At 43.2% G+C, this 14,646-nt stretch carries 14 protein-coding genes; 3 read left to right on the forward strand and 11 right to left on the reverse strand.

The features are described from left to right. Nucleotides 1-28: 28 nt before the first annotated feature. The gene (gene prmC / locus RNZ41_RS05295; protein ID WP_314027792.1) at nt 29-883 is read right to left on the reverse strand and encodes a peptide chain release factor N(5)-glutamine methyltransferase; all 855 of its coding nucleotides are present in this window, start codon (nt 881-883) and stop codon (nt 29-31) included. After that, nucleotides 876-2,474 carry an AmpG family muropeptide MFS transporter gene (locus tag RNZ41_RS05300; protein WP_314027793.1) on the reverse strand — a complete coding sequence of 533 codons (1,599 nt, stop codon included), beginning with the start codon at nt 2,472-2,474 and terminating at the stop codon, nt 876-878. The genes prmC and RNZ41_RS05300 overlap by 8 nt, the downstream gene beginning before the upstream one ends. Before the next feature lie 336 nt (nt 2,475-2,810). On the opposite strand from RNZ41_RS05300, the gene RNZ41_RS05305 reads away from it, so the two are divergent. The 3 genes from RNZ41_RS05305 to RNZ41_RS05315 all read left to right on the forward strand — a co-directional run bounded on the left by RNZ41_RS05305 (nt 2,811) and on the right by RNZ41_RS05315 (nt 5,027). After that, on the forward strand, nt 2,811-2,960 hold the full coding sequence (locus tag RNZ41_RS05305) for a hypothetical protein (RefSeq protein WP_156652075.1): 150 nt from the start codon (nt 2,811-2,813) through the stop codon (nt 2,958-2,960). 68 nt (nt 2,961-3,028) lie between these two features. Beyond that, complete coding sequence (locus tag RNZ41_RS05310; protein ID WP_314027794.1) at nt 3,029-3,955, forward strand: LysR substrate-binding domain-containing protein; 927 nt, start codon at nt 3,029-3,031, stop codon at nt 3,953-3,955. Nucleotides 3,956-4,025: 70 nt separating this feature from the next. Then, entirely contained in the window at nt 4,026-5,027 is a 1,002-nt protein-coding gene (locus tag RNZ41_RS05315; RefSeq protein WP_314027795.1) for an LLM class flavin-dependent oxidoreductase, read from the forward strand. Between the two features lie 57 nt (nt 5,028-5,084). On the opposite strand, the gene kdsB is transcribed toward RNZ41_RS05315, so the two are convergent. The 9 genes from kdsB to sthA all read right to left on the reverse strand — a co-directional run bounded on the left by kdsB (nt 5,085) and on the right by sthA (nt 14,583). Beyond that, entirely contained in the window at nt 5,085-5,879 is a 795-nt protein-coding gene (gene kdsB / locus RNZ41_RS05320) for a 3-deoxy-manno-octulosonate cytidylyltransferase (protein WP_314026741.1), read from the reverse strand. A gap of 21 nt (nt 5,880-5,900) precedes the next feature. Continuing rightward, nucleotides 5,901-7,013, reverse strand: coding sequence for a tetraacyldisaccharide 4'-kinase (gene lpxK, locus RNZ41_RS05325; protein WP_314026742.1), 1,113 nt, complete (start codon nt 7,011-7,013; stop codon nt 5,901-5,903). Next, a complete protein-coding gene (gene msbA / locus RNZ41_RS05330) occupies nt 7,013-8,776 on the reverse strand; it encodes a lipid A export permease/ATP-binding protein MsbA (protein ID WP_314026743.1) in 1,764 nt (587 codons plus the stop codon). Before msbA ends, lpxK begins: the two co-directional genes overlap by 1 nt. Nucleotides 8,777-8,839: 63 nt before the next feature. Beyond that, on the reverse strand, nt 8,840-9,295 hold the full coding sequence (locus RNZ41_RS05335) for an ExbD/TolR family protein (protein WP_050325338.1): 456 nt from the start codon (nt 9,293-9,295) through the stop codon (nt 8,840-8,842). A gap of 30 nt (nt 9,296-9,325) precedes the next feature. Beyond that, a complete protein-coding gene (locus RNZ41_RS05340) occupies nt 9,326-9,949 on the reverse strand; it encodes a MotA/TolQ/ExbB proton channel family protein (protein WP_096488916.1) in 624 nt (207 codons plus the stop codon). 63 nt (nt 9,950-10,012) lie between these two features. Next, nucleotides 10,013-11,161: a ParB/RepB/Spo0J family partition protein gene (locus tag RNZ41_RS05345; RefSeq protein ID WP_314026744.1), complete on the reverse strand. Its 1,149-nt coding sequence runs from the start codon at nt 11,159-11,161 to the stop codon at nt 10,013-10,015. A 178-nt stretch (nt 11,162-11,339) separates the two neighbouring features. Further along, nucleotides 11,340-12,140 (reverse strand): ParA family protein, encoded by an 801-nt coding sequence (locus RNZ41_RS05350; RefSeq protein ID WP_314026745.1) that lies wholly within the window; start codon nt 12,138-12,140, stop codon nt 11,340-11,342. Nucleotides 12,141-12,241: 101 nt separating this feature from the next. Continuing rightward, nucleotides 12,242-12,889, reverse strand: a complete 648-nt coding sequence (rsmG, locus tag RNZ41_RS05355; protein ID WP_314026746.1) for a 16S rRNA (guanine(527)-N(7))-methyltransferase RsmG — start codon at nt 12,887-12,889, stop codon at nt 12,242-12,244. Further along, nucleotides 12,889-14,583 (reverse strand): Si-specific NAD(P)(+) transhydrogenase, encoded by a 1,695-nt coding sequence (gene sthA / locus RNZ41_RS05360; RefSeq protein ID WP_239742307.1) that lies wholly within the window; start codon nt 14,581-14,583, stop codon nt 12,889-12,891. Before sthA ends, rsmG begins: the two co-directional genes overlap by 1 nt. Between the last annotated feature and the right edge of the window lie 63 nt (nt 14,584-14,646).

Consider the following 14,646-nt stretch of genomic DNA (forward strand, 5'->3'; position numbering starts at 1 on the left):
GGCTATTTTAGCCCATTAATTTAGTACACTAATTTAGTACACCTAGCGTTACTCGTTCATTGTCGCCATAGTCTTTGACGGTGATTACATCGCCAAAGCCATTTGACAGAAACACATCCCTAACCTGTTCACCCTGTTCATGCCCATGTTCAATCGCTAATAACCCATGAGGCTGTAAAAATTGTGGCGCAGTTTTGACAATATGACAGATGTCCGACATTCCCTTATTATCCGCGATTAGCGCGCTAATGGGTTCATCAGTTAAACCTGCCAAGTGGGGATCGTTGGGATCGATATAAGGTGGATTAGATACGATAATATCAAATTTATTGCTTTCATCTCCATGGGCTGTCATAAAGGGTTCATACCAACTGCCTTCAAAAAACGCGATATTACTAACCCCTATTCTTTTAGCATTTTGTGTTGCAACGCTCAGTGCCTGAGGTGATTTGTCTACTGCACTAACGGATGAATTTTTAAATTCTTCTGCCAGCGTGATGGCAATACAACCTGACCCAGTGCCTAAATCCAAGATATTCATTTGTTTGCTTAGGCTATTTTTATGATGGTTAAGCACCGCTTCTATCAACCTCTCAGTATCAGGACGCGGTATTAAAGTATGCTGATTGACTAAAAACTCATGCTGCCAAAAACTTTGTTTACCGAGCACATAAGCGAATGGTTTACCGGCTATCAACTCCTCTAGCGCAGCAAAATATTGAGTGACTATTGCTGCAGTTACCATTTCGCTATCATGGGTAATAAGATAAGTTTGCCCTACATGAAGATATTCACCCAGCAACTGTTTGCGGATGTGTTTTTCAACCGTGCTTGGTACAGCCAACAATGATTGAATAGTATAAGATGATACTGGATTATTCATGGGTGATGTTATCGCCTCTTGTCGCATCTTGGCTCATCACATGCTTATCTACCATATAAATCAACAACAGCACAGGAATGCCAATCAATGCGGTAAAGGTGAAGAAAGCAGGATATCCCATGGTTTCTACCATCGCACCTGAGTAGCCACCTAAAATCTTTGGTGTTAACGTCATCAATGAACTAAGCAGTGCATACTGTACCATGCTAAAGCGAATATTGGTCAATACCGATAAAAAGGCGACGAAGATGGCACTTGCTAGACCTGATGCGAGGTTATCAAACATCACCGCTGAGTACATATAAAAAAAATCATGTCCCTTGCCCGCCAAAATCACAAACAATAAATTACTCGCTGACGCTAAAATAGCACCAATCAACATAGCGTTCATGATTTTAAAACGCTCGGCAAGCAAGCCGCCTAGAATACCACCTACAATTGACATCCCCATACCAAAGGTTTTGACCGCCAAGGCGATATCGGTTTTGCTAAAGCCTAAATTGACATAAAACAAGTTTGACGTCGTACCTGCCACAATATCTGAAATACGATACAAGCCTATCAATAAAATCAGCCATACGGCTTTTTTCCCATACCGAATGAAAAAGTCTTGAATCGGTGCGACCCACATGTCAACCGCGACTTGCTTTTTGATGATTTTGGCTTTTAATAACACTAAAGCGGTGCTAATGGCGATAACAACAGCGCCAATAAATTTAATACTCTCATAAACAAAGCCCAAAAATTTTGACTCAGTCTCTGGAAGCACGTGACCGATGACAATAAAACTGGCAATCAACGCAATCACTGAAATTAAAAATAGTAAAAACAGTTGAAAATAATCCGACATCGGGCGTTCATGCTGCACCCGGGTGACGGTGGGTTCTTTAATCAAAAGGGTGGTGACAACCCCTATTAGCATCAAAGATGCCATAATATAATAGGTTTGCTGCCAAGCAGCGTAGTTGTAAGTGGCTTTGGTCGAGCCAAAATATTCTGCCAAGAACAGCGCCCCTGCCCCTGCAACAATCAGACCGATTCGGTAGCCTGCCATAAACATACCAGAGAGTACAGGCTGCATGGATTTTTCAGCAATTTCAATGCGATAGGCATCAATCACGATGTCTTGTGTCGCCGCTGAAAACCCTAACAACACGGCAAAAAATGCCATGTAATCAAGTACAACATCACTGGTGGGATTGAAACTACCGAGCATAAAAATTGCAAAGGCTACCACAATTTGTGCCACAATTAGCCAACTACGACGTTGTCCTAGCATTTTGGTTAACAACGGAATCGGCACGGCATTGACGAGGGGCGACCAAACAAACTTAAACGAGTACCCTAGCATCGCCCAACTAAACATGGTGATAATTTTGATATCAAATCCTGCTTCTTTGAGCCAAATTGACAAACTAGAAAATATCAATAGATAAGGCAACCCTGAAGAAAAACCCAATAGCAACATCACCCAAGCGCGCTTGTCCATATAGGCTTTGATGGCTTCGCCCCAAGACTTTTTTGTGCCTGTTGAGCTTTCGCTTGGTAGCGCTGCTTTGTCGTTTGACACAGGTTGTTTTGATATTTCCATGTTACCTCTCACTGATCACGCACGATTTACCACAAAACTTCATTAAAATCTTGCTATTGTAGCGGTTTTCTAGGTGTATACAAACTAAAATTATTATGACTGTCTGAAACGTCGATATCTGAAACAAGGCGGCAATACAACTGAATCAATAACTGAGTCAATGTCTACACACTTGTCATATTTCAATTTCTTAAATTTTAAGCCTATTAAATATGCCTGACGTAAGCAGCTAGGTTTTGAACCTGCTATTTTATGGTAATATGCTATACTTGACACCCTGCGGTGACTTTCAACCTTTTTGTCAGTTGTTAGCTGTTAACGGCTTTGGGGCAAATTATGCAATACCCGATTGCTATCTATCAGCAAAATAATGCCTATCATGTCACGGCACTTGATAAAGAAAGCATATCTGTAATTGATAGTAGCATGGCAGGCGCAGTGTCTAATACAGATATGGCGGTAATGCCTAGTTTTGTTAATTTTTAAGTTCAATCAAGCGCTTATAGCGAGCATTTTATTTTGTTTTTTATTCGTTTTTTTATTAAGGTCATTTTATGGCAATCAATGTTGTCATCAATCAACGTTATTTACAAATCCAACTTAAACAACTTGAAACCGTTTGGCAGACTGTGATTAATAATTACAATCTGAGCCAAGCCGCCAAAGTATTACACACCAGTCAATCCAGCCTTAGTAAGCATATTGCCGCGCTTGAAAGTCAGCTTCGAGCGGAAGTTTTTGTGCGTCAGGGTAAGCGATTGGTGGGTCTCTCCCCTATCGGTGAGCTGCTACTACCGCATATTGAGAAAATATTTGTAGAAGTAAGGTCGATTGAAAATTTAACTTTAGATTTTCAAAATCCCCATCAGGGTGAGTTGTCAATTGCTACGACGCATACCCAAGCACGTTATGTGTTGCCTTGGGTGGTACAGCGCTTTAAACAACAATTTCCCAATGTCCATCTAATTTTGCATCAAGCTGACCCTGAGTCGATTGCCAATATGGTGGCACAAGGTCAAGCCGACATTGGCATCGCAACTGAATCGCTGCTTGCGCACGATAATCTACACTGTATTCGCTATTATGATTGGTATCATCATGTGATTGTGCCCGTGGGACATGAGCTTGAGAATCACACTGAGATTGATATCCAAACCTTAGCAAATTATCCGATTATCACTTATCACGGCGGTTTTACGGGTCGTGGTGCGATTGATAGAGCCTTTAGTGCGGCAGAACTGACGCCTAATATCGTACTTACTGCTTTGGATGCCGATGTGATTAGTACCTATGTCGGTATTGGTATGGGCGTGGGCACGATCGCTGAAATGGCATTTGAAGGTCAGCATTATCGCAATCTTGTCAAAATTCCAACGAAAATTTTTGGAAAACATGTGACGTGGATAGCCACCCGTGTCGATGGCGATATCCGTAATTTTGGCAAAGCTTTCATTGATATTTGTCAGCAACAATTTGGGTGATTGATTTTTTTGGATTCGCCATTATAAAGGGACTACTATTCTTTTTATGATGACTACAGTGATGACAAAGATGACCAAACAAATCCCTATTTCATTTTTAGACCTTGTTCCTGTACCTGAAGGGAGTGACGCTAAAAACGCGCTTAAGCAAGCGGTGACTGTTGCTCAAACTGCCGAACAAGTAGGTTTTAACCGCTATTGGCTGGCTGAGCACCACAACATGCGCGGCATTGCCAGTACTGCAACCAGTGTGTTGCTATCTCACATTGGCGCTCACACCTCAACGATACGAATTGGCTCAGGCGGTATCATGCTGCCTAACCATGCGCCCTTAGTAGTCGCAGAACAGTTTGGTACGTTAGCCACTTTGTATGGCGAACGTATCGATCTTGGCGTCGGCCGTGCCCCTGGTACGGATGGAGCAACCTTCCGTGCCTTGCGCCGCACCATGAATGATGCTGAAAACTTCCCGCAAGATGTGCAAGAGCTGATGCATTATTTTGACCCGCTCGATGGTCAGACAGTGACTGCCATGCCGGCTAATGGCTTAAATGTGCCTGTCTGGATTTTAGGGTCGTCTTTATTTGGCGCCAGTCTCGCTGCTGCATTAGGCTTGCCTTATGTATTTGCGTCTCATTTTGCGCCGCAGATGTTATCGCAAGCGGTGACATTGTACCGTGAGAATTTCAAGCCCTCTAGCCATTTGCAACAACCTTATGTGATGGTAGCAAGTAACTTGCTATTGGCCGACACCGACGAGGAAGCCGCTTACCAATTCACCTCAGCGCAGCAAAGTTTTGTCAATTTGCGCCGTGGTAAACCCTCACAAATGCCAAAACCGATTGAGAATATTGATGCTTTTTGGACATCTGCAGAGAAATACATGGTTGAATCGTCGTTGGCAATCTCGTTTGTCGGTACACCTGATAGTGTCAAACCAAAACTTGACCATTTTCTTGAGACTATCCGCCCTGATGAATTGATTGTCACTTGTAATATTTATGACCAACAAGCCCGCCTCAACTCCTTATCTTTGGTGAAATCGCTTGATTTATTTAGCTTAAACAGCTAATCAAAACCATAAAAACGCAAACCATAAAAAAGCCCAAGATTAACTTGGGCTTTTTTATTATTTCAATAATTCTGATAACGTCAAATCATTGAGCCGATCCAAATCCTCTTGCGTGTCTACACCGGGCGGCAACAATTCTGAAGCAATATCAATGGCGATACGCATGCCTTGCTCCAAAATACGCAATTGTTCCAATGATTCAAGCTGCTCTAGCTCGCCTTGCTGCCAAACACTAAATTGTTGTAGCAAACTGACCCGATAAGCATAGATGCCTAGGTGTCGGTAAGCATTTTTTGGCGCGCTATTTTCCCCACTGGTTGGCTGATCAGTCAACAATGCTGTATGACGATCGCAAGGAATCGGTGCTCGGCTAAAATACAAGGCTTCCTGGTGGGCATTTTTGACGACTTTGACCACCGATGGCCGTAAAAACTCTTCAACGCTTTGGATGGGTTCAGCCAAAGTCGCCATCACGCAATCTTTTTTTTGTAGCAGAAGCTCAGTCACTTGTTTGATGAGTCCTGCAGGCACGAGTGGTTCATCGCCTTGCATATTAATCACGATATCTTCAGTTGACCACTGCTTAAGTCTGGCTACTTCAGCAAGCCTATCAGTGCCAGACGCATGGTTGGGGTCAGTCATGATGACATTTGCCCCATAGTCTTGACACAGTTTAGCGATGCTATCATCATCTGTTGCCACAAAAATATCATCGGCAATTCCCGCCGATTTCACCGCATTTGCACGATCAATCACCCATAAAATCATCGGTTTGCCATGAATTTCTAACAGCGGTTTGTTGGGTAGTCGGGTACTTTTTAGACGGGCTGGTATGACTAGATGTTTTAACATATTGTATTTCCTACAAGTTTTTTAATTGTCAGCATTGTCAGCATTGTCAGCAAGGGTAACCAATTTACCGATTTGTCGGTCGATTAACGCATAAAAGGCGGCTGATAATTCAGCTTCTACCGGTAACACCCATATGTTTGTTGCAATGTCATTTTTTTCATGACCTTGGGCGAACAAGACACGCAATTTGACCGCATCTTTATCGGTGACGATAATCGGTAACTTTGGCAAGTTGGCAAAATCTTGAAAACTATAAGTGTGATGGTCATTCAGTGCCATCGGTATGATGTCAAACCCTATTTGGCTTAGGCTATTAAAAAAACGCTGCGGCAATCCAATCCCTGTCATGGCAATCACTTGTTGGGCAGGTAAGCTATTTTGCAAAGGTGTTTTAAATAAAGGTGTTTTAAATAAAGGTTCTAATGGTTTTTGTAGCAAACGCATACGAACATCGGGTGATAGGCTATGTCTATTTTTGCTTAGGCTATTTGAAAAATGGGTTAAAGTCTGCGTATCCTGCCAATCACTTTGGTGAAATATGACGGTGGTATTGGGCTGATACAGCCGTTTAATCGGTTCGCGCAGAAAGCCTGTGGGCAATAGCTGGCGGTTACCAAAGCCGCGATCGGCATCGACGACAATCCAGTTTTCATCCCTATCCAAGGCAAAATGTTGCAGTCCATCATCCGCCAAAATAAGTTGAATGCTTGGGAATTGCTCAAGCAATAACTCAATTGCTTGAGCCCGGTTTGGACAGACTGCCATTGGCACGCCTGTACGCTGCACAATCAGACACGGCTCATCACCAACCTCACTGGGCTTTGAATTTGCTGTCACGATACAAGGCATCAGCTTGGCTTGTCCACCATAGCCACGACTGATGACGCCGACTGTCAGCCCTTTTTGCTGCAGGTAAGTTACCACGGCAATGATTAGCGGCGTCTTACCGCTACCGCCAACCGTGATATTGCCCACTACAATGACGGGCACGTTGGGATAATAAACTGGTTTTAGCCCTAATCGATAAATATTTTTATTGAGCCAAAAAACCAATCCATACAACCAAGACACGGGCAATAACAACCATAGCCAGAGAGATTTGTTGCGCCACGCCTGTAGTAGTGTCTGTTGCATTAGCTTGACAATATGTCCTCTTCAAAATGACGCTCATACAGCTTGGCATACGTACCTTGCGCCGCTAGCAAACTGTCGTGGGTACCGACTTCAATAATTTCACCTTTATCCATGACCACGATTTTATCGGCATTTTGGATAGTGGTTAATCGGTGCGCGATAACGATGGTGGTTCTGCCATGCATGACGCGCTCCAGCGCTTTTTGGATATAAAATTCTGATTCGTTATCTAGCGCGCTTGTGGCTTCATCCAAAATCAAGATAGGCGCATCTTTTAGCAGGGCACGTGCAATGGATAAGCGTTGGCGTTGTCCGCCAGATAACTGCAGACCCTGTGAACCAATTTCTGATTGGTAACCCTGCGGCAATTGCATGATAAAATCGTGCGCAAAGGCTGATTTTGCGGCATCAATCACTTGCTCCGAGGTTCGGTTAGATAATTCGCCATAGGCGATATTGTTGTGGATAGAGGTATCAAACAGCACCACTTGTTGGTTGACGCTCGCAATCTGACTACGCAGTGAATGTAATGTCAAATCTTCGATAGCGACATCGTCAAGATAAATATTGCCCTTTGTGGGCTCTAGCGCGCGCATCAGACAGTTGACTAGAGTAGTTTTACCGGCGCCACTTCGACCGATTAACGCCACCGTTTCGCCGGGATTGACCACCAAATTTACGTTGTTGAGCGCTTGTTTGCCATCCTCAAAAGTGACGCTTAGGTTGTTAAGTACTATTTTACCGGTCAGGGCTTTTTCAACCTTGCCTGTGTCTTTTTCTTCGGCTTCATCGAGCATCTCAAATATAGAATCCGCCGCCGCCAAACCTTTTTGTAAGCCTTGATTAATATCGGTCAACGAGCGCACGGGTTTACTCAGTAGCCCTGCCGCGCTGATATAAGCGATAAACTCGCCTGCGGTGGTATCGCCTAATACGTTTGGTCTTAATGCAATCCATACCACCACAGCCATCGCGCACGCCATCAATAATTGAATTAATGGCGTATTGATGCTATTGGTTACCACCACCTTTAGCCCTTGTTTAAGATTGGTTAAAGAGGCGTTATTAAACCTTGTCAATTCATTTTGCTGACCGCCATAATTTTTGACCACTTGGTAGCCTGTGATGACTTCATTGGTAATATGACTGACCTCGCCCATGGATTTTTGAATACCGCGCGACAGCTTGCGAAAGCGTTTACTGGCTTTACCGACTAACAATAAAATCGGCGGCAATACCACAAACAACGACAGGCTTAATTTCCAATTACTGTAAAGCAAAAACGCCAACAACCCAATCACGGTCAGACCATCGCGTAACAAGGTTTTGAGCGTATCAGTACCCGCCGCAGTCACTTGCTCGACATCAAAGATTAATTTTGCAGAAATCTGACCGGCATTGTGGCTCAAATAAAATTGGCTGGGTAATCTGAGCAATTTTGAAAACACTTGCATACGCAGCTGATAGACGACATTGCGTGAAATCACTGCGCTAAAGTAATTACCCAAAAATGAGCTAAGTCCTCGCAGTACAAACAACAATACGATTAAGGCTGGAAAAAGATTGATATGCGCTTGATCACGTTCATTAATCGCATCAATAATGAATTTGACTAGCTTGGCAATGCCTACTTCGGTGCCTGCATTTAAGGTAAAGCCAATGACGACTAGCGTCATCGCCCACCAATACGGCTTGAGATAACCTAGCAATCTTCGATAGGTCTGCCAACGTGGGTGAGCATTGGAAGGTTTTGAAACAGTCATGGCATCTCAATATATAAAAGAACGACTTAACAGCTATTGTATCAGTAAATTGAAAAATAAAAATTATTTGGTATGAGGGACTGGGGCAATATTACTATCGAGCGAAGTGGCGGGTATCACGGTACTGATATTTAAATTCATAAAGCCCATTTTACCCGCTATATCCATCACTTTAACCACCGATTGGTGACTGGTATCGGCATCAGCAGAGATAACAAATAGCTGCTTTCGGTCTTCACCTGCTTCTTGGCGGATCATCGCCGTCAATTCAGCTTCGCCATTACCAGATAAAGCAATACCATTGACCAAATAGCTACCATCTTTTTGCACCGCGATTTCAATGCGTTTGCTTTTCTCAGTAATCGGTACGCCCTCTGCTTGCGGTAAAATAATATTGAGTTTACTAAAATGGTTAAAGGTAGTCGACAGCAGTAGAAAAACAATCAAAAACAGCAAGCAATCAATCATTGGGGTCAGATTGATTTCTAAAGGTTCGACCGTGGGTTTACGAAATCGCATGGTTTGACTCTTTTACACAGCTATACGCCATTAACGAGGCGTGATTAGACCATTGTCCAGTAATTCTTGCATCATCAAACCCGCTTCTTGTTCAAACGCCGCATTAATATCAATAATACGGCGCTGAAAAATACGGTACGCCATCACCGCAGGTATGGCAACGAGCATACCCCCTGCTGTGGTAATCAGCGCTTGTGATACGCCAGCTGCCAGCATGGTCGGATCTTGCATTGCGCCTTCGGTAATGGCTAAGAAGGATGAAATAATCCCCAGTACGGTACCTAAAAGACCTAACAATGGCGCGATAGCACCGATGGTACCCAGCATATTAATATGTTTTTCTAATTGGTGAATGGCGATACTGGCGCGGTTTTCCATATGCATGGTCATTGAATCAATCCCATGCTGGCGATTCATGAGTCCTGCAGCAAGGATATCACCCAAAGGCGAATTGAGTTTGACATTCTCAAGCGATTCACGATCAATGTCGCCCTGCTCAATCAAATGCTGCATCAATTGTTCACGCAGATGAGCGGGTGTCACTGTACTGGCTTTAAGTTTTATCGCGCGCTCAATGATGATAATTAACATCAAAATCGAACATAGGACAATGGGCCACATCAACCAACCGCCTGCTTTAACTAATTCCCACATCGGTTATACTGCCTTTGCATGTCAATGACTAATAAATTGAGAAAACTAATCTAATGCGCAAGATTAATGCTCAAGTTGCGACTGAAACTGCACAATCAAAGCTTGTAATTCCTCTTCATTGTGAAAAAATATCTCAATACTCCCCTTTCCTTTTGAAGAGCCTTTGATTTTTACCACGGCACCGAGTTGTTCAGAGAGGTGTTGGTTCAGTCGCAGCCTATCATAATCAATTTCTTGGCTTTGTGTCGGCGCTTTTGGATTTAAAATGTCTTTGACTAAGGCTTCAGTCTGACGGACGGTCAGTTGACCTTGTATAATTTTTTTGGCAATAACAGGCTGCTGTTTGGGCGACAGCGCCAATAATGCCCTGGCATGCCCCATATCCATTTGCCCTTCATTTAACGCTTGTTTGACATCGTCATGTAATTGGTTCAAACGCAACAAATTAGAAACCGTTGTTCTTGCCTTACCGACCACATCCGCAATTTGCGAATGACTCATGCCAAATTCATCATGAAAACGCTGCAATGCGGCAGCCTGTTCCATGACGCTCAAATCTTCCCGTTGTATGTTTTCAATCAATGCCAAAGCGATGGCCAAGTCATCTGACATTGGGCGCATAATGGCGGGTATATGGGTTAGACCCGCAATTTGCGCCGCACGCCAGCGACGTTCACCCGCGATAATTTCATGGGTAATCGGGGAATTGGGCAATACTTTGGCTAAGGGTCGAATCACAATGGGCTGCATCACGCCATGCTGCTTGATAGACGTTGCCAGCTCTTGCAAGGCATCTTCGTCCAAATCAAGGCGCGGCTGATACTTGCCACGCTGCAAATACGCGACGTTGATATGCATCAAATTTAACCCAGCCACATTACTACTATCATTACTATTATTATTGGCATCGTTATTTATGGGTGTGTTATCGGTATTTGACGTTACTGTTTTGGCGGGTTTTGGGGTTACCGCAGCTGTAGGCGATTTTTTGGCTACAGCTATAGTGTCGCTAGCTTCGGCTGATTCATCATCCGCGACATTTTGCCCATCATCGCTCGATTTGGCATTTAGTTTTTCAGCGCTTTTCGCGTCATCGACAGCGGCTCGAACACTCGCATCGATTAGATTACCGGTAATCAATTTTTCTGTTTTGATTGAGCCGAGTAACGCATCAAGTCCTCGATTTGATGCCAATCCACGCTTTTTAACCATGTCGAAATTCCCAATGCCATTAAATAGTTAAAAATGACTGATAAAAAATTAAACCAATGCCGCCATTTTTGAACTGGCTATTTTAGCAGATTCGCTATTGCTTGAAAAATATTTTCATTGCTTTTGTCGGTGCGCACTTGCCAACAAATTAACAAAGAAAGTGCCTAAACAGTTTACTTTAGGCAAGTTGGAATTGGCGACTTTGCTTGATAATTTCATTGGCAAGGCGAATATACGCTTGTGAGCCTTTTGAATTCATCTCATAATCAAGCGCAGGGATACCGTGCGCGGGTGCTTCTGCCAAACGAATATTACGGGGAATGATGGTATTAAATAAAATCGGACCAAAATGCTCAATCAATTCCATAGAGACATCATTTGCCAAGGTATTGCGCGGATCAAACATGGTTCTTAATACACCGCGGATATGCAGTTTTGGGTTTAGCGACTTCAAACGCTCAATGGTTTGCGATAAATCCGCCAATCCTTCCAATGCAAAATATTCACATTGCATCGGGATAATCACCCCTGATGTGGCACACATTGCATTGATGGTAAGTAAACTTAAACTCGGGGCGCAGTCAATCACGATAAAATCATACGGCTTAGTCGCGCGGCCGTTTTTGGCAGGCATATCAGCGAGCTGCTGCATGGCTTTTGACAAAATTGCATGGTTTTCAGGCTTTTGACTTAAATGCAAATCACTGCCTGACAATTCATTGTTGGCACCGACAATATCAAACCCATTTGCGGTTTTGACAATCGCCTCATGGATTGGCAAATCATCTAATAGCACATCAGCAATACTGTACTCTAACTCGCGTTTATCTAGCCCTGATGCCGTGGTCGCATTGCCTTGGGCATCCAAATCAATCAGTAAAACTTTTTTGCGGCGATGTGCCAGTGCACTTGCCAAATTAACCGCGGTGGTGGTTTTGCCCACCCCACCTTTTTGATTAGCAATGGCTAAAATATCCATGAACTGTCTCGCAATGTGTTGATAAAAAGGTTGAAAATTGTAGTCAAAAACAGCCAGTTTTTCAAACCCTAATACCGGTAAAACTGGCTGAAATGGGGTGTTTATCTTTGCAAATAAATCAAGTGGCGTGATTCATAGAGCTTTGGCACGGTTAACACTTGGGTGTTAATTTGCCACTCATTTTGAAGCGCTTGAATCTCGTCAACAGGTTCAACCCCCTTCATGGCACAAATGATACCATTATCTGCCAATTTGCTTTGACTATGGGTGACAAAATCCACCAGCGACGCAAACGCCCTTGAGGTAATTACTTGATAAGTGCCTTCATGTGCTTCGATACGACTGGCAACCGGTGTCAGATTTTTTAACCCCAATTCACTGGCGACTTGTTTGATAAAGCGAATTTTCTTTTGGTTGCTATCGAGTGCTGTCACCGCACGTTGTGGCTGACAAATAGCAACTATCACCGCTGGCAAACCCGCACCCGTCCCAATATCTAGCAAATCACCGGCTGGCAAAAATGGCACAATCGACAAACTATCAAAGATATGTTTGATTAATGCCTGTTGGTCATCTTTGATAGCGGTCAAATTATACGCTTTATTCCAAAACAACAGCTGCTGTAGATAGTACAGTAGCTGTAATTGCTGCTCATCCGATAGTGGCAACTTTAACTCAGAGAGTGCTTGTTGCAACTGCGGTTGTAATTTTACGTACTGGGGTTGTAGCTTTACATTAATTTGCGCCATCAAAACACCCGATTAAGACCATTGAGCGCAGCAACGCGATAGGCTTCTGCCATCGTTGGGTAGTTAAAGGTAGTATTGACAAAGTATTCTAGCGTATTGCTGCCCTTACTTTCCATCACTGCTTGTCCGATATGAATAATCTCAGAGGCGTGATTGCCATAACAATGGATACCTAAAACCTCTAAGGTTTCACGGTGAAACAGTATTTTTAACACCCCACTACGCTCACCGATGATTTGTGCGCGGGCAAGGTGTTTGAAGAAGGCTTGACCCACTTCATACGGCACTTTTTCGGCCGTTAATTCTTGTTCGTTTTTACCAATGCTTGAAATTTCAGGAATGGTATAAATACCCGTTGGCACACTGCGAACAGGTTGTGCGTTTTCATCGCCCACCATATAAGCAGCGGCGCAGCGTCCCTGGTCGTAAGCTGCCGATGCAAGCGATGGCCAGCCAATCACATCCCCTGCTGCATAAATATTTGGGATATCGGTTTGGTAATGTTCATTGACTTTAAGTTGACCACGGCTGTTTGCGGTGAGTCCGATGGCGGCAAGGTTGAGACTGTCGGTATTACCTGAGCGACCGTTTGACCATAAAATAGCATCTGATTTGATGCGTTTACCACTTTTTAGATATAAAATCACGCAGTCATCATAAGTTTCTAGCCGTTCAATTTCTTCTTTGTTACGAATCAACACGCCAAATTGTCTAAAGTCATGCGATAATGCGTCAGAAATCTCATCATCTAGATAGCTAAGCAACTGCTCTTGGGTATTAATCAAATCTACTTTATAGCCAAGACCAGTAAAAATAGACGCATACTCACAGCCAATCACGCCTGCACCATAAATAATAATGCGCTGTACCACATAATCCATTTGTAGGATTTTATCAGAATCAAACACGCGAGGATGGCTAAAATCTAACAAATCTGGGCGATAAGGACGGCTACCCACAGTAATAATGGCTTGTTCAAAGGTAATGTCTTGCTCGGTACCATCACTCATATCAATATGAATGGTATGGGTATCTTTAAAACTTGCCCAACCATTGATTAAGTCAATTTGATTGCGCTCATAAAAACGGGTATGCGTTTCTACCTGATTACGCACCACTTCGCGCGCTTTGGTTAATACTTTATTGAGTGGAATTTGGTGATAGTCAATGCCTTGGTTTAAGATAGGATCGCGGCGATTACCGATAATATTAAACACTGACTGACGCAATGCTTTACTTGGAATCGTGCCTACGTGCGTACAGTTGCCCCCCACTTGTTTGCGTGGATCAATCACGGCAACTTTTTGCCCAGATTTGGCGATTTTCATCGCTGCTGCTTCACCCGCGGGTCCTGCGCCAATCACGACAGCATCATAATCATAGGCATGGCTAACGGCATCTTGACGTTTATAACGCTTTAAATTGATGCGGGTGTTATCTAGCGGGCTAATTAAATCAAAATGCACCGATGCATCATCAAAATGTTTTACCTTATCGTCGTCTTCACTGATACTGACGGTATTGGCTTTTTTATCAGAATCCGAAATTTCAGTTTTGGTTGGTTTTGCCAAAATTTCGGTAATATTTTCTTGGGGTTCAATAATTGACTGTGTGTTGGAATCACAGATGTTTTCGTTGTCATTGTTTGTAGGGGGAATTTGAGTAACTTTGTCATTAATCCGTTTTTTTGGCATATTAGCTCCCATATTTTAAGCCTTGATAATGAATAAAAAAGATAATGAATAAAAAATTTTTAA

The sequence above is a fragment of the Moraxella sp. DOX410 genome (genome assembly GCF_032248735.1).
GTDB classification, from domain to species: domain Bacteria; phylum Pseudomonadota; class Gammaproteobacteria; order Pseudomonadales; family Moraxellaceae; genus Faucicola; species Faucicola tetraodonis.